The 23,256-nt window shown below is 71.3% G+C and carries 19 protein-coding genes; 9 read left to right on the forward strand and 10 right to left on the reverse strand.

Features of this window, described 5'->3' with window-relative positions; all coding sequences use genetic code 11:
* Together ACNFOC_RS19805 and ACNFOC_RS19810 are read left to right on the forward strand one after the other, a co-directional pair.
* A partial coding sequence (locus ACNFOC_RS19805; protein ID WP_416960411.1) for an ABC transporter substrate-binding protein occupies positions 1-587 on the forward strand: 587 nt, incomplete at its 5' end.
* Between the two features lie 35 nt (positions 588-622).
* Positions 623-2,764 (forward strand): bifunctional serine/threonine-protein kinase/ABC transporter substrate-binding protein, encoded by a 2,142-nt coding sequence (locus ACNFOC_RS19810; protein ID WP_416960439.1) that lies wholly within the window; start codon positions 623-625, stop codon positions 2,762-2,764.
* Positions 2,765-2,829: 65 nt separating this feature from the next.
* Here ACNFOC_RS19810 and ACNFOC_RS19815 read toward each other — a convergent pair whose 3' ends face one another.
* The 6 genes from ACNFOC_RS19815 to ACNFOC_RS19840 form a co-directional block, all read right to left on the reverse strand.
* Positions 2,830-4,647 carry a DUF2272 domain-containing protein gene (locus ACNFOC_RS19815; RefSeq protein WP_416960412.1) on the reverse strand — a complete coding sequence of 606 codons (1,818 nt, stop codon included), beginning with the start codon at positions 4,645-4,647 and terminating at the stop codon, positions 2,830-2,832.
* A gap of 34 nt (positions 4,648-4,681) precedes the next feature.
* Positions 4,682-5,962: a hypothetical protein gene (locus tag ACNFOC_RS19820; RefSeq protein WP_416960413.1), complete on the reverse strand. Its 1,281-nt coding sequence runs from the start codon at positions 5,960-5,962 to the stop codon at positions 4,682-4,684.
* 10 nt (positions 5,963-5,972) lie between these two features.
* Positions 5,973-6,650, reverse strand: coding sequence for a hypothetical protein (locus ACNFOC_RS19825; protein WP_416960414.1), 678 nt, complete (start codon positions 6,648-6,650; stop codon positions 5,973-5,975).
* A 15-nt stretch (positions 6,651-6,665) separates the two neighbouring features.
* Positions 6,666-7,925 carry a hypothetical protein gene (locus tag ACNFOC_RS19830; protein ID WP_416960415.1) on the reverse strand — a complete coding sequence of 420 codons (1,260 nt, stop codon included), beginning with the start codon at positions 7,923-7,925 and terminating at the stop codon, positions 6,666-6,668.
* Complete coding sequence (locus ACNFOC_RS19835; RefSeq protein ID WP_416960416.1) at positions 7,918-10,245, reverse strand: hypothetical protein; 2,328 nt, start codon at positions 10,243-10,245, stop codon at positions 7,918-7,920. The genes ACNFOC_RS19830 and ACNFOC_RS19835 overlap by 8 nt, the downstream gene beginning before the upstream one ends.
* Positions 10,246-10,313: 68 nt before the next feature.
* Complete coding sequence (locus tag ACNFOC_RS19840; RefSeq protein ID WP_416960417.1) at positions 10,314-10,523, reverse strand: hypothetical protein; 210 nt, start codon at positions 10,521-10,523, stop codon at positions 10,314-10,316.
* Positions 10,524-10,644: 121 nt separating this feature from the next.
* Here ACNFOC_RS19840 and ACNFOC_RS19845 point away from each other — a divergent pair, with 121 nt between their 5' ends.
* From ACNFOC_RS19845 to ACNFOC_RS19855, 3 genes are all read left to right on the forward strand, one after another.
* Complete coding sequence (locus tag ACNFOC_RS19845; RefSeq protein ID WP_416960418.1) at positions 10,645-11,472, forward strand: AfsR/SARP family transcriptional regulator; 828 nt, start codon at positions 10,645-10,647, stop codon at positions 11,470-11,472.
* Between the two features lie 145 nt (positions 11,473-11,617).
* Complete coding sequence (locus ACNFOC_RS19850; protein WP_416960419.1) at positions 11,618-12,415, forward strand: alpha/beta hydrolase; 798 nt, start codon at positions 11,618-11,620, stop codon at positions 12,413-12,415.
* Between the two features lie 81 nt (positions 12,416-12,496).
* Positions 12,497-13,150, forward strand: a complete 654-nt coding sequence (locus tag ACNFOC_RS19855) for a TetR/AcrR family transcriptional regulator (protein WP_416960420.1) — start codon at positions 12,497-12,499, stop codon at positions 13,148-13,150.
* A gap of 93 nt (positions 13,151-13,243) precedes the next feature.
* On the opposite strand, the gene ACNFOC_RS19860 is transcribed toward ACNFOC_RS19855, so the two are convergent.
* Entirely contained in the window at positions 13,244-13,945 is a 702-nt protein-coding gene (locus ACNFOC_RS19860) for a TetR/AcrR family transcriptional regulator (RefSeq protein WP_416960421.1), read from the reverse strand.
* A gap of 108 nt (positions 13,946-14,053) precedes the next feature.
* On the opposite strand from ACNFOC_RS19860, the gene ACNFOC_RS19865 reads away from it, so the two are divergent.
* On the forward strand, positions 14,054-15,127 hold the full coding sequence (locus ACNFOC_RS19865) for a medium chain dehydrogenase/reductase family protein (RefSeq protein WP_416960422.1): 1,074 nt from the start codon (positions 14,054-14,056) through the stop codon (positions 15,125-15,127).
* Positions 15,128-15,325: 198 nt separating this feature from the next.
* Here the strand turns inward: ACNFOC_RS19865 and ACNFOC_RS19870 are convergent, their stop codons facing one another.
* Positions 15,326-16,381 (reverse strand): methyltransferase, encoded by a 1,056-nt coding sequence (locus tag ACNFOC_RS19870; protein ID WP_416960423.1) that lies wholly within the window; start codon positions 16,379-16,381, stop codon positions 15,326-15,328.
* 360 nt (positions 16,382-16,741) lie between these two features.
* Here ACNFOC_RS19870 and ACNFOC_RS19875 point away from each other — a divergent pair, with 360 nt between their 5' ends.
* Positions 16,742-17,752 (forward strand): helix-turn-helix domain-containing protein, encoded by a 1,011-nt coding sequence (locus ACNFOC_RS19875; protein ID WP_416960424.1) that lies wholly within the window; start codon positions 16,742-16,744, stop codon positions 17,750-17,752.
* Between the two features lie 144 nt (positions 17,753-17,896).
* Here ACNFOC_RS19875 and ACNFOC_RS19880 read toward each other — a convergent pair whose 3' ends face one another.
* A complete protein-coding gene (locus ACNFOC_RS19880; RefSeq protein ID WP_416960425.1) occupies positions 17,897-18,589 on the reverse strand; it encodes a response regulator in 693 nt (230 codons plus the stop codon).
* Positions 18,574-19,896, reverse strand: coding sequence for a sensor histidine kinase (locus tag ACNFOC_RS19885; RefSeq protein ID WP_416960426.1), 1,323 nt, complete (start codon positions 19,894-19,896; stop codon positions 18,574-18,576). The genes ACNFOC_RS19880 and ACNFOC_RS19885 overlap by 16 nt, the downstream gene beginning before the upstream one ends.
* Before the next feature lie 243 nt (positions 19,897-20,139).
* Between ACNFOC_RS19885 and ACNFOC_RS19890 the strand changes: the two genes are divergently transcribed.
* Together ACNFOC_RS19890 and ACNFOC_RS19895 are read left to right on the forward strand one after the other, a co-directional pair.
* Entirely contained in the window at positions 20,140-20,832 is a 693-nt protein-coding gene (locus ACNFOC_RS19890; protein WP_416960427.1) for an ABC transporter ATP-binding protein, read from the forward strand.
* Positions 20,829-23,219 carry an ABC transporter permease gene (locus ACNFOC_RS19895; RefSeq protein ID WP_416960428.1) on the forward strand — a complete coding sequence of 797 codons (2,391 nt, stop codon included), beginning with the start codon at positions 20,829-20,831 and terminating at the stop codon, positions 23,217-23,219. The genes ACNFOC_RS19890 and ACNFOC_RS19895 overlap by 4 nt, the downstream gene beginning before the upstream one ends.
* Positions 23,220-23,256: the final 37 nt, after the last annotated feature.

Below are 23,256 nucleotides of genomic sequence, written 5' to 3' on the forward strand. Positions count from 1 at the left end.
TGCGCGGGTACGGCATCCCGCCCTACCCCCGGGTGATCCCGGCGAACACCCGGAACGTCAAGCCCGTCGTCACCGACATGCTGCGGGCCGGGATCGACTCCTTCATCTACGCCGGCTACGCGCAGGGTGCGGCCCGGGCTGCCCGTGAGCTGGCGACGGCCGGCTTCGACGGGCCGCGGCTCGCGCCGGAGGCCGTACTCGACCCGGAGTTCCTCACGGCGGCCGGGGACGCGGCCGAGGGCTGGCTGGTCACCGCCTCCTTCGTCGACCCCTCCGCCGTGCCCGCGGCGGCGGCGTTCACCGCCGCCTTCCGCAAGCGCTTCGGCTCCGCGCCCGGCTACTACGCCGCCGAGGCGTACGACACCGTCAACCTCGTCATCCAGGAACTGGTCAAGGCGACGAAGGGCGAACAGCCGCCGAAACGGCGGGAGTTGGTGACCCTGTTGCGCAAGAGCCGCTACAAGGGCATCACCAAGGACTTCGCCTTCAAGCCGCAGGACGGCACGTTCGCCGGCTGGGGGGTCTCCCTGCACCAGGTGGTCGGCGGCCGGTTCCGGTTCCTCGGTGACGCCCCCTCCCAGGTGTAGCGGTGGGCGGGGCGCGGTCGGAGGAGGGCGCGGGAGTGCACGCGCTCAAGGCGGACGACCCGCCCTTCATAGACGGCTACCGGCTGCTCGGCCGGCTCGGCTCGGGCGGCATGGGCGTGGTCTACCTGGCCCGCTCGACGGGCGGGGCGCTGGCCGCGCTGAAGGTGATCCGCGCCGAGTACGCGGCCGACCAGGACTTCCGGACCCGGTTCCGGCGCGAGGCCGAGGCGGCGGAAGGGCTCACCGGGCGGTGGCTGGTGCCGGTCACCGCGGCGGACCCGGAGGCCGGTGAGCCCTGGCTGGCGACCGCGTTCGTGCCGGGCCCGTCGCTGGCCGAGGCCGTCACACTGCACGGACCACTGCCGGACCGTACGGTACGTGCCCTGGGCGCGCGGCTGGCCGAAGCGCTCACCGAGGTGCACGCCGCGGGCCTGGTGCACCGGGACGTCAAGCCGGGGAATGTGTTGCTCGCCCTGGACGGGCCCCGGCTGATCGATTTCGGCATCGCGCGTTCCACCGGTGCCACCGCGCTCACCGCGAGCGATGTGGTGATCGGTTCGCCCGGCTACCTCTCGCCCGAGCAGGCGCGGGCGCGGGCCGGTGAGTTGGGCCCGCCGAGTGACGTCTTCTCGCTGGGCTGCGTCCTGGCGTACGCGGCGACCGGCCGCCGCCCGTTCGGCACCGGCACTCCGGCCGCCGTCGTCTTCCGTACGGTCCACGAGGAACCGGACCTGGAGGCCGTGCCGTGGGCCCTGGTCCCGCTGCTGACCGACTGCCTCGCCAAGGACCCGCGGGCCAGGCCCACCGCGCGGGAGGTGTGCGACGCCCTGGCCGGTGGGAGTGAGCGGGATGGCGCATGGCTGCCGCCCGCACTGCCCCGGCTGATCGCGGAACGCTCGGCGGCCGTCCTGGCCCTGCCCGACCCCGACCCGGCCACACTCCTGCTGCCGCCGGACCGGCCCGCCCTCTCACGCCGCCGCCTCCTGACGCTGGGTTCGGCGGCGGGGGTGGTCATGACCGGCGGCGGCCTGGCCGCCTGGGCCGCCGGCAGACGCGGGAACAGCAACGGTGGCACGGCGGGCGGACCGCTGCCCCGGTACGCCATCGGACTGCACGCGGACCTCTCGGGAACCGGCAAGGCGGTGGGCAGGGCACAGGAGCGGGGCGCGCGACTGGCCGTAGCGGACTTCAACTCCCGCGCCGACCGCGCCTTCGACCTGACCCTGAAGGTGCGGGACGACGGCGGGAAGGCGAAAGGGGCGGAGACGGTGGCCGGGAAATTCGTCGCGGACCCCACCGTGTACGCCGTCATCGGCCCGACCGGCGACGCCAGTTCGACGGAGGCCGTCGTCGCCCGCTACCAGAAGGCCCTGCTTCCCCTCGTGACCGTCTCGTCCGGCACCGACGCGTTCACCGCCGGGATCGACACTGTGTTCTTCCAGATCAGGCCCGACGAGAGCACCCTGTCGACGGCCTTCATCGACTACCTCACCCACAACGCGAAGAGCGTCAGGACGGCCGTGATCGACGACAGGGCGGCAGGCCGTTTCAGCTGGGAGATCGTCAAGGACCTCACCGACTGGCCGCCGTCCGACGGCACGACCACCAGCCATGTCGTCCCGGCGGCCAGTGCGGACTTCGGCCCCGCGGCCGCCGCGGTACTCGCCGCCAGGGCGCAGGCCGTGGTGTACGCCGGCGCGTCGCCGCACCGGGCCGCGCTGTGCGCCCGCGCGCTGGAACAGGCGGGCTTCCGAGGCACGCGCATGGCGGCGGAACCCGTCCTCGAGAGCGGGTTCCTCACGGAGGCGGGCACGGCGGCCGAGGGCTGGCTGTTCAGCACGACCTATGTGGACCCGGCCGAACTGCCCACCGCGGCAAGCTTTGTGGCGGCGTACAAGAAGCGCTTCGGGGTACGCAGCGTCGAGCCCTTCGCGGTGGAGGCCTACGACGCGCTGCTCTTCATCGCCCAGGGCCTGCGCGCACTGGGCACAGCCGCGGTCGAGCGGGGCGCCGTGCTGCACAGGCTCCGTGCGTCCACGTACAAGGGGCTGGCCAAGACCATCGCGTTCGAGGCGGCGACCGACCAGTTCAACTGGGTCAACGGCCTCTTCCTGCACCGTGTGGAGAACGGCGGTCCGCGCTTCCTCGGCCGCTACGACAAGGTCGAGAAGACCTGATCCGGGACCTGGGGCGGCCAACACCATGACCCAACGGTCTGCGTCTGTCCATGGCCGCCTCCACATCAGCGGTTGATCACCTTCACCATCTCGATCCAGGAGTCCGGTCCGACGACCCCGTCCGGTGTCAGTCCTCGGCCGCGCTGCCACTGCGCCACGGCATGGGCGAAGGTGACGTCGGCCGGGGTGGATCCGGGTGACGCGATCAGCCGGGTGATGGCGTCGAGGTGCTCGCTCCAGCGCAGGGCGGTGGCGTAGGAGGTGTTCAGACGGATCGCCCGGGCTGTGGCGTCGGGGTCGAGCACGGTGGCCGGTGCGGCCGGTCCTGACTCCTGTTGGGGTGCGGAGGGTGTGCCTTCGCGGACCTTGACGATGGCGAAGTACCGGCAGGTCTGCCCCGATTGCTGGGGTACCACGAAGCCCTGCGCGTCGATCGCGATCGTCTTGGCCTTCACCGAATCACTGACGTTGCCGCCGACGGCGGTGAGCTTGCGTCCGGCCCGGTCCACGGCGGTGACGACGTCGCAGTGCGTCGACCACGCCGTGCCGTTGTCGACCGTCGCGTAGGTGACACCGCCGCAGCCGCTGCCACCGTCCCGATCGGCGCAGACCAGGTCGCCGACCTCGGGGGCGATCTTCTCGACCGGGTAGGCCCAGAAGGGGTTGGCGGTGTTGCCCGTCTCGGCGTTGCGTTTGGCGGCGCTCACGTACTCGCGGTGGGCCGTGCTGTAGGCGAAGGCGCCGCCCGCGCCGGCTTGGCGCATCACCCAGCTGATGAAGACCGCACTCCATGGATGGCCGCCCTGCCAGGAACCGCTTTGCAGGTCTGACGCGGCCACCGTGCTCCCGACGCCGGTGCGGTAGTAGTCCTGGAGCGTCGCCGTCATCGCCGATTCGGTTTCGACGCGGGCCCCGTTTCCCCACCGGGTCCGCTCCTGTTCGGCGAACCGCGCGATCCTGGCCCGCAACGGGCCGACGCTCGGAACACCGACGGCCGGTACGCCGCCGGGGACAGGGACGTACGGGGAACCGGCGGTCGGGGGCGGGGTGGTGCCCAGCCCGCCGCGGTGGGCGTCGATCGCGGCGATGTCGCGTTTCGCCGCGTCCCCCGAGGCGTAGGACCAGCGGGCCCAGCCGCCGCGGACGTCGATGTGGGCGTAGCCGGCGCCGATCCCGACCGCGATGTCCCGGCCGCACGCGTCCAGCGCGCCCTTGGCGAGGTCGAGTCCGGACATGCCCGCGACGCTGATGTCGGCGGCCTGCCCGCTACAGTGCCGGCTGCGGGTCGGGGTGGCGCCCCGGGCGCGGTACACGGCCACGTTGCGCGCCCAGGACCGGTACCCGGAGCTGATCGTGACGGGTTTGCCCAGCCGGTCGCGCAGCGCCTGTAGGCAGCGCACCAGCGCGGGAGAGATCCTGGCGACGTCGGCGGCCGCTCCGCCACTGCTCACGAGTTCGCCGACGGTGAAGTTCGGGGAGAGCCTCTGTGGGCGGACGGTCGGGCCGGTGGCGTAGAGCGGGAGTCCGGTCGCGTTGGGATCCCAGTGTTCCGCTTCCTTGGCGGTGGCGCCCGTGGTCGGTGTCAGGGTCAGCCCGGAGGGGAACGCCTCGTCCTGGACCGGGTTTCCGGCCAGTTCCCACTCGGCCAGTTCCACTTCCCCTGACTCGGCCTCGTCGGAGATCTCCGGGGCGAAGGTGTCGTCGCGCGCCTCGGCGGCGAACTCGGCCAGGGACAGCTCAGGGCCCGACTCCCCGTCGCCGGCCTCCCCTTGTCCGGCCGGCCGGAACACTTCCTGGGCGACCCAGTTCGGGGGCTGCTGCGCGGAGGTCGGTGGATCGGCGGTGAGGGACTCGGTCCAGTCCCAGCTCTGCGGGCGGGTCATCGTCGCCTCCCGGTCTCAAGGGGTGTCGGTCGGCTCAGGGCCGCGCGGGTGCGGAGCCGTTCGTGCTGCTCCTCGCGGCGTCGGGTGCCGCGGGCAGATGGGCGCTCGGCAGCCGGACGGGCTGCGAGGACGACGGGGTTGAGCCGTTGACCACCCGGACTCCCGGTTCCTTGATCGGTTCCCCGGTGGCGGACTGCCAGTGGTCGATGATGCGGTTCATGGTGTCGCGCACCACCGGTTGCGGGGAGCCGCTGCGGAACAGCAGCTCGGCATCGCTGGGCTCGTTGAAGCGGCCGGCCTCGATGAACATCAGCACCGGCGAGACCAGATCGGCGAGCTCGAACAGCTCACGAGCGCGGCGCGGGGGTGTGATGCCCACCCGTTGCGCGATCCGGGCGAGCCGGTCCGCGGGGTTTCCGGCGGCTCCCGCGCCTGCCTGGAGGTCCTGCACCACGTCGTTCTCGGTCTCCAGCAGCAGGTGGAACCAGCTCATGGTGACGACGTGACCGAACTCCTCACGGGCGAGCATCCCGGCCCGCCGGCGCATCCCCATCATCTCGGAGAGCGTCTGGCACAGGTAGGCGATGTAGCCGGCGTCGGTGGGATTGGCGCCGACGGAGTTGCTGTCGTTGACGTACGCGACCCAGAGCTGGCGCAGCAGTTCGATCCACACCTCGCCGAACCGGAGGTTCGCGGACGCTCCGACGTCGGACTTCCACGGCTGGCCCGGGATCCCGTGCGGCTGGTGCGGGAGGTCCATCGCGAACATCCGCCAGTAGGCGTTGCGCCGGTTGACGAGTGGGTCCGGCCGTAGCGTGCTGGTGGTGCCGGTGACGGAGAAGAGCGGGGGATCGCGGAAGAACAGCTCCTCGGTGGCCCGGATCCAGCTGTACGTCGTGTCGCTGACGGCTTCGAGCGTCTCGCCCACCACATAGCGGCGGACGACCTCCCGGAGGATCTCCGCGACACCGGTGCTCTCGATCAGGAAGGCGTAGATCAGGTGGTCCCACGGCAGTGCGGCGCCGGTGTCGATGCCCGTGGCGGGTGCGGGCGGCAGGGAGAACTCACCGGGGATCGCGATCCCGGAACGCAGGTCGGCGAGCAGCCCGCCGCTCACTTCGCCGGGCAGTTGGAGGCGGGCCACGACTTCCGGGGTGACACCCGTCGGGGAGGTCTCGAAGCCGGGCCAGTCGGCCTGGCCGCCCTCGGCCCATGCCTCCTCCAGCCAGCGGCTGAGCTGGAGCGGATGGATCCTGAAGAATTCGTTGGTGTCGAATCCGGAGTCGGCCAGCAGGCGCGCGAGCGTGCGGAACATGGTCGTCTCCTCAGGTGGGGGGCCGGGACGGGGCAGGGGCGATCTTCGGGATGCCCGTCAGGATCCGCCGCCCGCTTCCGTCGAACACGCGCAGTCGTACGACGCGTTCGGCCACGATGTCTTCGTGACGGAGGTGGGTCGGATCACCGGGGTACCTGGTGGCCTCGGCCACCTTCACCCGCCAGACTTCGCGGTTCCTGCGGTCGCTGCGGGTGAAGCAGCCGATGCTGACCGCTTCGTCGGGGAGCGGCGCACCGAGTTCCAGGAGTCCGTCCGACAGCACCGGGCGCACGAGACGGCCGGGCGAGTCCGAACCGCCGCGCCCGAGCCCGGCCAGCAGGTCCCGGAAGTCGCGCTCGATGTTCAGTTGCCTGGGGCTGAACGCCTGCGGGTCACGGGTCTGGGAGCTGTTTCGCAGGAACGACGTCAGTGCCGTGATCGCGTTGACGATCTCGGGGGACGAGAGCTCCTGAGGCAGCGGCGGGTCTTTCGACGCGGGGTCTTTCGGAGCCGGGTCTTTCGGAGCCGGGTCTTTCGGAGCCGGGTCTTTCGACGCCGGGTCTTTCGGAGCCGGGTCTTTGCGTGCACGGGCCCTGCGTGGCGGTGCCTTGCCGGGCTGGGATGCCGGGTCCGGTGCCGGGTCCGGTGGCTGCGGCTTCTGTGGTTGCGGCTTCTGTGGTTGCGTCATGGTTGGTCTCCCTGGTCAGGCCGCGGCGGTCGCACGGTCCGCGCCGAGGCGGCGCAGCCATGTCTCCAGGTCGTGGTCGGCGTTCTCATCGGGGCGCTGCGACCGGAGTACGGTCCAGGCCAGGATCCGCATGGGTTCGAGCCGTTGCAGATAGCTCGACGTGTACAGCGCCGCCCCGGCTCCGTCGGCGAACCTGCGCAGCTCGTCGGGCGCCACCCGTCGCGGGTCGGCCAGCGCCGCGAGGGACCGGCCGCCGAAGGCCCGCATCGGCCGCTCCGTGCACGCCCGGACGATCTCCGGGAGGAGGGGCATCGTCGCCCGCGCGACGAGCGCGGCCTCCGGTGGCGCGGCGTGCACGGGATGGCGGTGCAGCCAGACGCGCACGAGGTCGTCCCAGGCCCCGGCGCCGTACCAGTACCGGCAGAGCACGGCGTTGAACGCGACCCGCAACAGGCCCATCGGGTGCGGATCGCCCGGCGGCATCCGGTACACGGCGGCGGTGGTGCCGTCCACGACGTCGGCCAGCGCGGGTACGGGCGCGTAGCCGGTCAGGACGAACGCGACGACGTCGGCAGCGACTTCACTCGCCCAGCCGTGCCAGGCCTCCGCGGCGATCGGCGAGGCGGGCGCGAGCACCTCGTGCAGGGTGGTGGCGAGTTCGTCGGTCCAGTTGGTCAGGTGCGCGACCTGGTGGCCGCCTTCGTGGAGCATCGAGGTGGGCCGCAGCAGGTTGTGCCGAGTGATCTTGATCGCGGCGGCCGGGGAGAGCGACGCGTCCCACAGCCGTATCCCGGCGCGCAGGATCGATGCTCCGAGACCCTTGTCGAGGTAGACCAGCACCGGAGGGACCGGGATGCCGAGTGGCCCGAGGATGCGGTCCATGGCATCGACGGCGAGCAGGTCCAGGCCGCGCAGGAGCTCCGCCAGGCGTGGACTGGTGCGCGTGCCGACGGCGTCACCGAAGAAGTCGATCACCGTCTCGGCGCGGACGTACGACTGGCGCAGGGAAAGTACCCGGTCGCGGAGCCGGGCCAGATCGTCTCCCGCGATGGCGCCGGGCAACTGTGCCGCGAGCTGATCGGCGCGGGTGACCACCGCCTGGGCCGACCTCGTCAGCCCGGCGCGGACGCCGGTGCCGAGGTAGGACTCGAGACCGGCCCAGGCCTGTGGCGCGGCGACCATGTCGAGGTCGGTCAGTTCGTGGGCGGCCCGGCGCCAGTGCCGCAGCTCCGCCGCGAGCTGGGCGGCGAGGGCGTCGACCCCCGGCTCAGCCACCGGAGCGCCAGCCGGGAGTCACCGTGACGGTCGGCTCGGGCGGCGTGCCCCGCAGGCTCTCCCGCGTGACGCCCTCGAACACCACCTTGATCGTGAGGCCCTGGGCCGGGTCGCGGACCGCTTCGGTGAGCTGTGCCGTCTGCCCCTGCAACATCGCGGAGAGCCCGGTGTCGACGGCGGTCGCGAGCTGCTCCGCGGCTGCCCGCGCGGCCGCCGCGTCCGGCAGCAGGGACCGTTTCACCAGCTGGTCGGTCAGCCGGGACACGAGGGAACTCCGGTGCGCCTGCTGGACCTTGCGCAGCGCGCCGGGCAGGTCCGGGCCCTCGGCCCTGGTCAGCAGGTCCAGCATCTCCTGGGCCTGCCGTTCGCTCAGCCGCAGGGCGACCTTGAGCCGCGGCGGGGTGGCGGCGGAGTCGACGTACACACCGACCCGTGAGCGTGGCCCGGCGGAACGCCCTGCCATCCGGCCTGCCGCGTGCCCCTTCGGCCGCACCCGGACGAACCGGCGTCCGGGAGCGGCGCCCGGACGGACCGCCGGCCCACCACGCCCGGACGCGGGCGCGGGCCGGCCCAGGCCAGGCTCGCCGAGCAGCAGGCCGGCGATCTCGGGGGTGAGCGGCGCCACTTCCCCGGCGATGCCGTCCGCTTCCCCGGCGCCCCCGCGGAGGCTGTCGTCGTGGCGGAGGTGCCCGAGGTGGCCACCGGGGAGCATCTCGTAGAGGTGGGCTTCGGCGGTCGTGGGCCAATGCCGTACGCCGCGGTCGAGCAGGTGCGCCTCCAGCGTCCCGCCGTCGGACCACGGCACCGCGCGCGCCACCTGCCTGCTGATCTGGATCTCGAACGGCCGCGTGTACTTGAGGAAGCGGTAGCGGGGGGCGGCTGCCCGCGGCATCAGGACCCACACCCCGCTCTCGTGGTCCGACTCCCGCTCGGGCAGGTCGGCGCGCAGCAGCCTGCCGGGGAGGTGGGCGGCGGCGGCTTCGGCGAAGAACTGCTGCACGGCGGCGTCGAGCAGCAGCCGGTCGTCCTGCACCGCGGCGGGCAGCGCGAGTGCCCGGCGTGCCGTCGTCTCCACGGTGGCGGCCAGCGCCTCCCCGGCGACGTCGGTCTCGGCCTCCGGCGGGACTTCGAGGCCGATGAGCTTCATGCCGACGTCGACGATCGGGCGGGCGATCTGCTTGGCGGGGCCGGGTCCGACCATGGTGCGCAGGAGGTCGGCGACGCGCTCGGCGATGAAGTCGACCACCCGCTGCCGACCGATGATCTTGAGCCCGAGTTTGATCAACGGCAGCGCCGCCATCACGACGGGGAGGAACTGCTGGATCTCCGGCTTCGGGTAGGAGCCGGCGGGGAGTTCGGTGAGCCGTCGGCCCAATTCGCGGCGGGCCGCGTCGAGTTCACCGATCGGGTCGGGCGTTTCCGCCTCGGCGTCGGCTGCCGCTTCCGCGAGCACACCGTCCGCCGCGATCTCGTCGGGGGCCAGCAGCAGACCGACCACATCGCGGTCGAACTCGCCGGCGAGCTGGGAGGCGGCCGACGGCTCCGCATCACTGGTAGCGGTCGCACCGGCGGCGCCCTTGGCCGCACCCGCGCCACCGGCGACACCCAGCTTCTTCGCGATCTGCTCCGCGATGGGGCGCACGGCGGCGGGCAGGCGGTTCATCGCCGACTTGATCACACGCGCGAGCAGCGGCCGGACGAGACCGCCGAGCTTCTTGAGCAGTATCCCGATCGGAAGGATCTTCGAGACGACACTGATCCCCTTCTTCGCGATATTGACGACGCCCTTCACCAGGCTGCCCGCCTTCTTCAGCAGCCCTCCCAGGAACTGCTCGAACACGACCTCGCGCGGGCCGACCGGTTCCAGGGCCGGAGTCAACGACTCCAGCAGGGCGTCGAGTTCACGCGCCGGCATGGCGGTGAGATCCTCGTGCTCAAGGCGGGCGGTGACGCCGTCGAGCAGCCGATCGGACTGCTCCGCCAGCGACTCGGCCCAGTTCCGCGACCCGGCCTGGGAGCCCTCACCGGCCGACCACGCGGTCTCACTCTGCAAGTGCGCCGCGGCGGCATCGTCCACGAGCTGCGCCACGGCGTCCTCGAACTCGTCGTCGGCGAGCTCGCCGAGGAGTTCGGTGAGCACGTCCTCGCCCGCGTCGGCCTCCTCGGTGTGCAGTCCCGAGCCGAAGGGTGAGTCGAGCACCACACCGGTCGTCGGCTGTGGACGTTCGCCCGCGTCGACGGGGTCCGCCGACAAACCGGCGAAGCCCGCGAACGGGGACTGCAATTCGGGTGCGGTCGGGCTCGTGGCCAACACATCCATCGCCCTGCCTCCTTGCCCTCCGACGCGGAGGTGGGCGACAGCGTGCGGGACGCCCGTAGCGCACCGCGTCAATCGTTCGTCTCCCGGTCCGTGGGATCCTCCGTCAGCTCCCCCAGAACGGCGGCGAGGACGGTACCGGCCTCCTCCGCCGAGCCTGCCGCGATACGCCGCACGGGGACGGGCGAACCCGGCTCGGCCCCCACCAGCAGTACGGCGACCACCTTGCCGTCGTGCAGCCAAGCCCGTACGACAACGACGCGCCACAGCCGGGATTCCATGGCCGCGAGTATCCGGACGGTCCGTCTCGCTTCCATCAACGCGTAGGGCGTTTACGGTGGATTGACGCCCGCGTACACGGTGGGAGGCTAGAGTCCGCGAACTCACGCGGAGGAGGTGCACATGGCGCACCATCCTCGGCCCGATTCCGGCACGCGCTGCGCTCCCCTGCTGGTGCACCTCCTCAACGGCTTCCGTCTCGACGTCGGGCAGCACGAAGTCGTGTTACCGGCCCATGCCCAGCGGGTGGTGGCGTTCCTGGCACTGTCCCGCCCGTCCGGCATGTCACAGCACCGCACGGCGTTGGCCGAACAACTCTGGTGCGACGGCCCGCGCCCACGCGCCCAGGCGAGTCTGCGTACGGCGATCTGGCGGATCCGGCAGGCCGACGACCGGCTCGTGCACGCCGACCGTGGGCACGTGTACCTCGGCGCGCTCGTCGAAGTCGACGTCGAGCACAGTCTGAGCCAGGCCGGACGGCTGCTCGACGAGGACGGCGATCTCGCACCGGACGACACGGCGACCACAGGCCTGGTCGCGGACCTCCTGCCGGGCTGGGAGGAGGAATGGCTGATCGTGGAACGGGAGCGCATCCGTCAAGTGCGGATCCACGCCCTCGTCGCGCTGTCCCACCGGCTGCGCCGGCTCGGCCGGTTCGTACCGGCCCTCAACGCCGCCTACACGGCGATCACCGCGGAACCGCTCCAGGAGTCAGCCCGTGCCGCGTTGGTCGAGGTCCACCTGGCTGAAGGCAACGTCGTGGAGGCCCGCAGACAAGTCGACCAGTACGCGCGGCTTCTCTGGAACGAGATGCAACTGACCCCCTCCAAAGCACTGACGGGCCGGGTCCGCCCGCAAGGCCAACTCCACATGTCCCACGTGGATGAACCGGCCGGTCGTGTCGGCGGCGATGTCCACACGGCCCAGGTCCGACCGCCTCGACGGGCCTGAAGAGTCCTCCCCCACCGATCGACCTGACAGACCCTCACGAACCGGATGCCCGCCGCCCGGACCCGCCTGTTGCCGCGTGAGGCGATCACGGCTACCTTGCCATGTAGACGTACTAGTTCGTCTACATGACGGCACGGGAGAATCTGTGAAGAAGACGGCACCCGTAGTGTTCATTCACGGCCTGTGGCTGCACGCCACGGGATGGACGAACTGGCTCGAGATGTTCGAGTCGGCGGGATACGACCCCATGGCCCCGGGATATCCGGGTGACGGCGCGAGCGTGCGGGAGACGCGCTTGCACCCGGAGCGGCTGGCGGGTCTGGGAATCGACGACCTGACCGACGCCTACACAAAAACGATCGCCGGACTGCCGACGAAGCCGATCGTCATCGGGCACTCCCTCGGAGGTCTGATCGCCCAGAAGCTGCTGGCCCGGGGAACCGCCGCGGCCGCGGTCGCGATCAGTCCCGGCCAGATCAAGGGTGTGCTGCGCATCCCCCTCGTCCAACTCAGGTCGGGATCCGCGGCGTTGGGCCGACCCGGCAACCGCCGCCGCGCGATCTCCCTGAACGCCAGGCAGTTCCGCTTCGGCTTCGGCAACGCGCTCTCCGACGCGGAGTCCCAGGAGCTCTTCGACCGCTGGACCGTCCCGGGCCCCGGAAGGCCGGCGTTCGAGGTCGCCCTGTCCAACCTCCGGCGCACCTCCCCGGCCGCCGTCGACACCCGGCTGGACGAGCGCGGCCCGCTGCTGCTCATCGCCGGCGGTGCGGACCACATCGTTCCCCCGGCCGTGGTCAAGGCCGCTTCCGACCTCTACGCGACCAGCCGCGCCACGACCGACCACCACGTGTTCCCCGGCCGTGGACACTCGATGGTGCTCGACCACGGCTGGCGCGATGTCGCCGAGTACAGTCTGGACTGGCTGAACAGCCAGGGTTTCTGAGCAACGGCCGTGTCCCGCCGAGTGGTGCGGCGGCGATCGCCTTCCGGGTCGCGGGGCATGGGCCGGGAAACAGGCCGACACATGACACACGGCACAGTTGTGGTGAAGGACGAGATGAGCGAGCCGGGCCCGGCGAAGGCTTCCACGCGGGAGCGCATCCTCGAAGCGGCGACCGAACTCTTCTACGCCCGGGGCCTGCGCTCGGTCAGCGCCGACAAGATCATCGAGCGGGCCGGCATCACGAAGGTGACGTTCTACCGGCACTTCCGGACCAAGGACGAACTCGTGGTCGCGTACCTCGAAGGAGTTGCCGAACAGGAACGCGCCGACGTGGCGGCAACTCTGACACGGGCCGACGGCGACACCGAAGAGGCGATCCGCCTCTTCGCCGAGACCATCGGCACGATCAGCTGCCAACCCGGCTTCCGTGGCTGCCCGTTCATCAACGCGGCCGCGGAGTACGCCGACCCGGACCACCCGGTCCGCCGGACGGTCGCCGCCCACCGCCACTGGGTCAGGGCCACACTCGAGGAGATGGTCGCACCGCTCGGACCGACCGACCCGGCAGACGTCGCCGACCAGCTCGTCCTGCTCCGCGACGGCGCCATGGTCAGCGGCTACCTCGGCAACCCGGCGACCGTTTCCCGCTCTCTCCACCGTGCGGCACGGGCCGTCCTCGGCTCGGGCGGCTCGGGCACACAGGCCGACCCATCAGGGCCGACCACCGCCGCGTGAAGCGGTCCTAGCGGAACAGTCCTCAGTCCTTCCCGGCGCTCTTCGAAAAGCCGTGAGTGGTCCTGCCCGTCCGCGCCGGGACCGGGCTCGGTATCAACTGTCCGGGCCCAGTGACCGGACGGCGTCGTCGATCTCCAGGTCGATCAGCCGCTGCACCTCAAGGGTGTGGTTGGCGAAGATGCCGGTGAGTTCGAGGCTCACGATGCCGTGGATCCGGGTCCAGAGCAGGATGGCGGCGCGGGCGGCGCGCGGCGTGGTGTCCGGCCGTTCCTGCGCGCGGGCCCACAGCCGCAACTGGCCGTCCAGCGCCCGGTCACCGCTGGTGGCTTCGGCGGGCGTGGTGTCCTGGAGGGCGACCAGCAGGTCGATGAGCAGGGCCATCGCCTCGTCGAGCGGGGTCCGGACGACGACCTCGCCGGGCGCGTCGTCGGGCCGCTCGCCGAACAGCATGCCGTAGCGCCGCCGGTGGCTGAGGGCCCAGTCGCGGTACGCGGCGACCAGCAGCCCCACCCGCGCCCGCGGAGCACGTCGGCCGCCGTCGGCCACGGCCTGGCTCATGGCCGTGGCGAGTTGCCGGTACGCCAGCGTCGTCAGGTGCGCGACCAGCGCGTCCCGGGACGGGAAGTAGCGGTAGACGGCCGGTGCGGACATCGCCATGCCGCGGGCCAGCGCCGCGATCGACAGCGTGTGTACGCCGCCCGCGTCGATGATCGCGAACGACTCGTCCTCGATCTCCTGGAGCGTCTGGACCCTCAGTCGCTCACGCCTGCTCACCGTCTGCGGCTCGTTCGTCATTGCCGCATCGTAACTGAACTTACGACTTGACGCGACGCGACATGCAGATGCAGAGTTACGACCATTAACAGAGCGACGAACAGTCGCGAACAGCCCAGGGAGCCGGTCATGAGCGAGACGAACACCACCGCCGAAACCACCGTGACCGCCACCGAGGTGGTGCTGCCGGGCAAGGTCGAGCCGTCCGGCCTCAGGCTGGCCCGGCGCGAACTGCCCGCCCCCACCGCCGGTCAGGCCCTGGTGCGCGTCGAGTCGACCGCCGTGTCCTTCGCCGAGAGCGCGATGCGCCGGGGCCGCTACTACGGTCAGCCGGCGTTCCCCTTCGTACCCGGCTACGACCTCGTCGGCGTCGTCGAGGCCGTCGGCCCCGGCGTGGCCGGCGCGCTGCTCGGCCGGAGGGTCGCCGCGCTGACCAAGACCGGCGGCTGGGCGACGGCCGTCCTGTTGCCCGCCGCCGACCTGGTGGAGGTGCCCGACGGAATCGGCCCCGACGACGCGGAGACGCTGATCGTCAACGGGCTGACCGCCTATCAGATGCTGCACCGCAGCGCGAAGGTCCAGGCCGGACAGACGGTGCTCGTGACGGGCGCCGCCGGTGGCGTGGGCTCGGTCCTGGTACAGCTGGCCCGGCATGCGGGCGCCCGCGTGATCGGCACCGCGAGTGGACGGCACCACGCGGCACTGCGGGAGCTGGGGGTCGAGCCGGTCGACTACCGGGACCCCGAACTGGCCGCCCGGATACGGGAGTTGGCCCCCGACGGGGTGGACGCCGCGTTCGACCACCTCGGCGGCGCGAGCGTCGGCCTCTCCTACCGCCTGCTCAACCGCACCGGCACACTGGTCTCCTACAGCATCGCGGCCGCGCTCGACGACACCCGCCCGATACTCCTCGACTTCCTGCCGCTGCTGGCCAAGCTGGCGTTCTGGAACTACGCGCCCACCCACAGGCACGCGAGCTTCTACGACATCTGGGCGGGCGCCGGCAAGCCGGACTCGGCCAAGCGCGAGGCGTTCCGGGACCGGACGCGCACCGACCTCACCCATGTCTTCGGCCTGCTGCGCGACGGCGTACTCACCGCGAAGGTCGCCGCCCGCTTCCCGCTCACCGAGGCGGCCGCGGCCCTGGAACTGGCGGAGTCCTCCGCCCGCACCGCCCTCGGCAAGATCATCCTGACGCCGTGACCCGGACAAGGGGAGCATCGGAGCATCGAAGGCCTCGCTCAGCGAGTCCCCCTTGGCCTGGCCGGCGTGAACATCGACAGCCGGACGCCGATCCCACTGGTGCAGGGTGTATCGCCCGTGGAGGCAACGAGTCCTCAACTCGCCTGTGGGCCGCCGCCGTTGGGCCACAGGGACACACCCTGCCCCGCGCTGATCCGCTCAGACGGCCACGAGTTCCTGGATGAACTGCGGGGTGCGGGTGGGCTTCGTGGAGACCCGCTGCCATCCGCTGGCCGCGTACAGGGCGTCGAACTCCGCGAAGTCCCGTTCCTGCCCGTGCGTGGCTGCCAGCATGTTGATGTCGAGGAGTGCGCCGAAGCCGGGTTCTCCGACCTTGTCGACCACCGACTCGACGACCACGGCACGAGCACCCGGCTTGGCCGAAGCGCGGCAGTTGCGCAGAATCGTCAGACACTGGGCGTCGTCCCAGTCGTGCAGGACCATTTTGAGCAGGTACAGGTCGGCTGCCGGGACGTCCTCGAAGAAGTCTCCCGGTACCGCGGTGAAGCGGTCGAGAACACCGGCTTCGCCGGCTGCCTGGACGGCACTGTCCACCACATGCGGCATGTCCAGGACCATGCCGGCCAGTTCCGGACGGGTCTTCATCAGTGTGTGCACCAGGGCGCCCGTGGACCCGCCCACGTCGACAGCCACCGAGACACCGTCGAGATCGACCGCCGCACTGACATCGTCGATCACCATGCCTGTCGCGTTGGCCATGGACGCCGCGAACAGGCCGCCTTCCTCCGGATGCTTTCCGAAGTAGTCGAAAACGGTGTCCCCCTCGGCGAGACCCAAGGCCGCCTGCATCTGTGTGCCGCCCTTCCGCACAGCGTCCGGAAGAGCACCCCACGTCTGCCAGTGGAAGGGAGCCCCCTGAACGATGGCCATCTCCCGCAACGATCCCGGAGCGCCCTTGCGCAGCAGGCCGCCCATCGGGGTCACACTGAACCGGCCGTCTCCTGCATCGGCGAACAGACCGAGCGAGGCAGCGGCGCGCAGCAGGCGGTACGTGGTCCGCGGGTCGCTGCCCTCACGCTTCGCGATCTCCTCGGGCGTCGCGGCCCCCGCCGCCACATGGTCCGGAAGAGACAACTCGGCGGTGGCGCGCAGAATCTGGGTCACCCAGTACCCGGAGATCATCTCCAGCATCCGCATCGCATTCTGTGCCAGTTCGGCCTCGCCGACCGCGCCTACGACTTCTTCTTCGCTCATCCTGACCCGCTCCTACAACTCGCATGAATGGCAACAACAACCACAGAGGGAAACGCCCGGCATCCACCGAGCCGGCCTTGGGGGTTCGTTCACGTTCAGCCCCGGGAAACGGATCCGTCCCGCGGCGATCCGACGGTGGCCGAGAGCCTGCGCCGTCCGGGAAGCACGGCGAAAGGATCAGCACGGTCGTGTGTCTTCCTCACGGGCTTCCCCCGCTGACCGGCCCGGACCGGGCGGTTCCTCGCTCCGGAGTCTAGGAACGCCGGCACGACCCGTAATTGGATCTCAGCGACATCCCTATAGAACATGTGCGACACAAAACGGCATCGGAGCAACGAACATGAAGGGGACCGGCCCGAAATGAACGGTGTCGAAATGGAGACCGAGGGGGCGAACGGGGCGTTTTCCGTGGAATTCACCTTCTCGGGCGCTGCACCACGTTCCACCGTCCCTGACGGTGCGCAACGAGAATTAGCAGCTTTCCTGCGTGCGTGGGAAACGGAGATCAGCGACAGTTGCCTGCCGACCAGCAGCCCGGCCGCGATCGCCGAGTTCCAGGTCAAGAGCCGCGCCGCAAAGGTGGGCGACGTGGTGGTCATCGATGTCCACGGTGTGTCGGCCGTCCGGTCCCAGAGCGTCCCACCCGCGTTCGAGGAGCAGGTCCGGATGTTCGTGGTGGGCCACGGCACATGGACGCGGGACGGCACGCGCGACCGTGGCGACCAGACCCTGTCGAGCGGACAGTTCATCCTCGAACACTGCGACCGGAAGTCGCACTTCGAGACGGTGCCGCACACGACGGCGAAACTCTTCGTCCTGCCCGCCGCGATACTCAAACCCCTGCTCGGGAACCGGATCACCTTCGGGTCGGCGGACTCGGCCGAGATGCGTCTGCTCATGGCCCACGCGAACATGGTCCACGAAACGGTGGCCGACTTGAGCGCGGCCGGTGTGGAAGCCGCCCGCAGCAGCCTGCTGGAGCTGGCCAAGGCAGTGGCGACAGGTTGCTTCGACGACGTGGAACCGCGGCTCGCTCCTGCCCTCACCCAGGCCGCGAAGAACCTCGCCGACAGCCATCTCGCCGATCCCGAGCTGACTCCGACGATGCTGGCACGCGAACTCAACGTCTCCGTCCGCACCCTGCAACGGGCGTTTGCCGCGACAGGAGAATCGGTCACCTCCTACATCCGCCGCCGCCGGCTCGACGAGGCCCGGCTCGCCCTCATCGCGCCGTACGGCCGGCTGAGTGTCTCCGAACTCGCCGCCCACTGGCAGTTCACGGACAGCAGCCACTTCATCCGGGCCTTCAAGAAGCGCTACGGCCAGACGCCCACCGAATACGCCCGCTCGACCGGTGCCATCGGGAACTGAACCGACTCCGAGGGTTGGCGGTGCGGATGCGGCGGGCGCCGTGCGGGGAGGACGCGGCGCCGGAGACATCGGTGAACATCATCGAGTGCTGACGGACGTCCCGCTGGTGTTCCGGCCGCGACCGACCCACTCCGGCGAGCGCGGCTAGGAGCCCCCGCCTCCCGGGGAGACAAGTCCCGTCTCGTACGCGAGGACGACGGCCTGGACGCGGTCGCGCAGATCCAGCTTGGACAGGATGCGGCCGATGTGGGTCTTGATCGTGGTCGGGCTGAGGAGCAGGCGGTCCGCGAGTTCGGCGTTGCTCAGGCCCGTCGCGAGCAGGCGGAGCACCTCGAGTTCGCGCGGGGTGAGGCCGGACAGGTCGCGGTGGGGACTGGCCGGCCGGTCCTCCTCGCGCTGGGCGAAGCGTTCGATCAGACGGCGGGTGATCGCGGGGGCGAGCAGCGCGTCGCCGGACTGCACCAGGCGTACGGCGGCGACGAGATGCTCGGGGCTGACGTCCTTGAGCAGGAAGCCGCTGGCGCCGGCGGTGAGCGCGGCGTAGACGTAGTGGTCGAGGTCGTAGGTGGTCAGGATGATGACCCTGGTGCCGTCCGGCCCGTCGGCGAGGATCCGTCTGGTCGCTTCGATGCCGTCCATCTGTGGCATCCGGATGTCCATGAGCACGACGTCGGGCCGGGTGCGCCGGACCGCGGCGAGCGCCTCGGCTCCGTCGGCCGCCTCGGCCGTCACCTCGATGCCGTCCGCGGCGAGGATCATTCCGAAGCCGGTGCGGACGAGGGCCTGGTCGTCGGCGATGACGGCGCGCAGCACCGGCCCGTTCACGCCGTCCGCCACGGGACGCGGGCCTTGATCCGGTAGCCGCCGGCGAGGGTCGGACCGGCCGTGAGTTCGCCGCCGTAGACCGCCAGCCGTTCGCGCAGCCCGATCAGCCCGCGGCCGTTGCCGTCCGCGCGAGGGGCGTCGCGGGCGGCTCCGGTGTCGGTGATCTCGATCTCCAGTGAGTCTCCGGTGTATCCGACGGTGACGGAGGCGTCGGCGCCGGGCGCGTGCTTGATGGTGTTGGTCAGTGCCTCCTGTACGACGCGGTAGGCCGCGAGGTCCACTCCGGGCGGCAGCGGGTCGGGCGGCAGCGACACCGCGATGCCGACCGGTGTCCCGGCGGCACGTACCCGCTCGATCAGGGCGTCGAGTTGCCCGAGGCCGGGCTGCGGTTCGAGGCCGTCGGCGGGGCTGTCGGGGCGGCCGGTGTCCGGGGCGGCCAACAGGCCCATCACATGCCGCAGTTCGGCCATCGCGGCCCGGCCTCCGGCCTCGACCGCCAGCAGGGCCTGCTTCGACCGCTCCGGCGCCGCGTCCATCACCTTGCGTGCCGCGCCCGCCTGGATGACCATCACGCTCACATTGTGGGTCACGACGTCGTGCAGTTCGGCGGCGATCCGGGCCCGCTCCTCCTCGACGGCCCGGCGCATGCTCTCCTCCTGGACCTGCTGCAACCGTGTGTACCGGTCCCGGCTGGCCGCCAGCCGCCGCTGCCAGAAGCGGACGGTGCTGGCCAGCACCCCGGCGACCAGCAGCACGACCGCCGGGCTCGACCAGCCCGGGAACACCGGATCCGTGTCCTGGAACGCGAGGCCGGCCAGCACGGCGGCGAGGACCAGCCCGGCCGTCGCACGCGCCCGGTGACGGCTGTACATGGTGGCGCTGTAGGCGCCGATGACGCAGGTCAGCACGTTGATCCAGGAGGCGTCGTCGCCGATGACCACCGCCGCGCCCAGCACCACCCCGAACGTGGCCAGCGGATACCTGCGCCGGGCCGCCAGCGGCAGCGCGGAGAGGACGACCAACGGCCAGGCCGGGGCGGAGGGTTCGCGCTCCGCGACCCGCAGACCCAGTACGGGGGGCGTGGGCGGGCGCGGGACCGGCACCCCGTCGCGGGCATACGCGGACTCGGCCTTCGAGCTGACCCGGACCGGCCCGTCGCCGGGATAGCGCGACGCCACGACCAGCGCGAGAACGGTCAGCAGGACCGCCAGCACCACATCGGCGCGCACGGCCCGCCGCGACCGCGGGGCGTCCTCCGCCTCCGACCGCAGCGCGTCGCGCAGTTGCCGACGCCAGCCTTGCCGACCCTCCGTCTCCACCGGCTCATTGTGCGATCCCCGCACCCTCTTCCGCGTCCCCCTGCGCGACCAATTCGCCGTCCCTCAGGCGTACTTCGCAGGGATGAGGCCGCGGGCGCCTCCTTCGCAGGGAGGCCCGGATGTCGGTGCCGCGGCCGACGCGCCCGACCAGGCCACGGCCCTACCTTCGCTGGGCCGGCACAGGCAACTCCCTCCCGACCACCCGACCTCCCGACCTCCCGACCACAAGGACGGACCACACCCATGACTCACGTGATCGAACTGGCGGGCGTGGCGAAGCGCTACGACAGCGCCGGTGCGCCCGCACTCGGACCGCTGGACGTCAGCGTCGCCCAGGGCGAGGCGCTTGCCGTGACCGGCCCCTCAGGCAGCGGCAAGTCCACGCTGCTGAACCTGGTCGCCGGCCTGGACAAGCCGACCGAAGGCGCCGTGACCGTGGCCGGGCAGCGGATCGACCAGCTGAGCGAGCACGCGCTGGCCCGGTTCCGCCGCGACCGGATCGGCATGGTCTTCCAGTTCTTCAACCTGCTCGACGACCTCACCGTCGCCGACAACATCCAGCTGCCCGCCCAGCTGGCCGGGACCCCGCGGCGCGAGGCGGCGGCCCGCGCCGACGAGCTGATGGAACTGCTGGGCATGACCAGGCACGCCCGCGCCTACCCGGGCCGGCTGTCCGGCGGCGAGCGCCAGCGGGTCGCGGTCGCGCGGGCGCTGGTCAACCGGCCGGCGCTGCTGCTCGCCGACGAACCGACCGGCGCGCTCGACACCGCCTCGGGCCACGACGTACGGGAGCTGCTGGTGGAGTTGCACCGCGGCGGGCAGACCGTCGTGCTGGTCACGCACGACATGGCGCTGGCGGAAGCGTGCGCGAGCCGCACCATTCAGCTGGTCGACGGCCATATCTCCCTCGACACGCATGCGGAGGCCGTCCGATGAGCCCCTTCGGCACCGGCGCGCTCGGCCGGGTCGTGCGCTCCGGGGTGGGACGGCGCCGGGTGCAGACGGTGGTGATCGCCGTGGCCACCATGATGGCCGTCGCCGCGGCCGTGATCGCCGGGTCGCTCATCGTCGCCTCGAACGCCCCCTTCGACCACGCCTTCGCGAAGCAGCACGGTCCGCACATCACCGCGCAGTTCGATCCGGCCAAGGTGAGTGCGGCGCAGCTGAAGGCGACGCAGCGGCTGGACGGCGTCACCGCGAGCGCGGGGCCGTATCCGTCGACGACCATCAGCCCGGTCGATTCGGACGGCGGACACCTGCCGGCCTTGAGTCTGGTCGGGCGCTCCGGTCCGCACGGCGACGTGGACGACCTGGACCTGAAGTCCGGCCGGTGGGCCGCGAAGCCGGGCGAGGTCGTTCTCTCCGCGTCGTTCAAAAGCCCCTTCCTCGAGGTCGGTTCCACCCTGAAGACTTCGGATGCCGCCGACAGCCCGACCCTGAAGGTCGTCGGCTTCGCGGTGTCGGCCGGCAAGACCGCCGATGCCTGGGCGACCCCGGGTCAGGTGAGCGCGCTGGCCTCGAAGGACACACCGGTCACGCGTCAGATGCTCTACCGCTTCGACTCCGCGGGAACCAAGGCGCAGATCTCCGCCGACCGCGAGAAGCTCACCGCCGCCGTACCGTCCGGGGCCCTGGTCGGCACCCAGTCCTACCTGGACACCAAGCGTGCCGCCGACACGGGCGCGGCGGCGACCATCCCGTTCATGGTGGCCTTCGGCGTGCTCGGCATCGTGATGTCCGTGATCATCATCAGCAGTGTGATCAGCGGCGCGGTCGGCGCCGGCCTGCGCAGGATCGGCATCCTCAAGGCCATCGGCTTCACCCCGCGCGAGGTCGTGCGGGCCTATGTCGCCCAGGCACTGATCCCGGCCGGCGCCGGTATCGCGCTCGGGGTCGTGCTGGGCAATGTGCTGGCCGTTCCGCTGCTGAAGGACACCGAGCAGGTGTACGGCACCGCCTCGCTGACGGTGGCCTGGTGGGTGGACGTCGTCGTGCCGGCCGTCACGCTGCTGCTCGTCGGGATCGCCGCGCTGGTCCCCGCGCTGCGGGCCGGGCGGCTGCGCACGGTCGAGGCCATCGCGATCGGCCGGGCACCCCGCACGGGGCGCGGCCAGTGGGCGCACCGGGCGGCCGGGCGGCTGCCGCTGCCGCGGGCGGTGACCTACGGCCTCGCCAGCCCCTTCGCGCATCCGGTCCGTACGGCCGCGATGCTGCTCGCGGTGGCCTTCGGCACGGTCGCGGCGACCTTCGCGGTGGGACTGACCTCGTCCCTGAACGCGGTCGGCACCGCGTCGGATCCCGAGGACCGCGCGGCGGTCACCGCCATCGCCGGCGGGCCGACCGTCCCGGGTGGCGCCGGAGGCGGAGTCCGCCACATGAACCCCAAGGAAGGAAGCGCCAGTCCTCCGTCCGCCGACCCGGCGAAGGTCCGCGCCGCCATCGAGGCGCAGGCCGGCACCGCCTCGTACTACGGCATGTCCAAGGACGATGTCACCGTGGCGGGGATCTCCGGCTCGGTCCAGGCCACCCTCTACCAGGGCGATTCACGTCCCGGCAGCTACGAGATGATCTCCGGGCACTGGATCACCGGCGCGGGCCAGGCCGTCGTGCCCACGGCTTTCCTGGAACGGACCGGCACCGAGATCGGCGACACGGTCCGGGTGACCCTCGGGAAGGACACCCGGACCCTGAAGATCGTCGGCGAGGCCTTCGACACCTCGAACGACGGCCTGTCGATCCACGCGGACCTCGCAAGCTTCGCCGGGGCCAAGCCCCAGGTCTTCCAGATCGAGGTGAAGCCGGGCGTCTCCCCCGCCGCGTACGCCGAGAAGCTGCACGCGGTGGTGGAGCCACTGGGCGGTGACGTCATCGCCAACTCCCCCTCGCAGCAGGAGGGCATGATCCTCATCCTGAATGCGATCGCGACGCTGCTCACCCTCATGCTGGTCTCCGTGGCAGGCCTCGGTGTGCTCAACTCCGTCGTCCTCGACACCCGCGAACGGGTCCACGACCTGGGCGTCTGCAAGGCACTCGGTATGTCACCGCGGCAGACCGTGAGCCTTGTACTCGCCTCGGTGGCCGGGATCGGGGTGCTCGGCGGACTGATCGGGGTACCTCTCGGGTTCGCGCTGCACGGCTTCGTGCTGCCGGTGATGGGGCACGCGGCGGGCACCAACCTGCCGCCGTCGATCCTCGATGTGTACGACGCTCCTCAACTGGTGCTGCTGGGGCTGGCCGGCATCGCGATAGCCATGCTGGGGGCGCTGCTCCCGGCCGGCTGGGCGGCCAGGGCCCGTACGGCGACGGCACTTCGCACGGAGTAGGCCGTCGGCGCACACCCCCATGACTCGCCGGGGTTGC

It is taken from the genome of Streptomyces colwelliae (assembly GCF_048158785.1).
Lineage (GTDB): Bacteria > Actinomycetota > Actinomycetes > Streptomycetales > Streptomycetaceae > Streptomyces.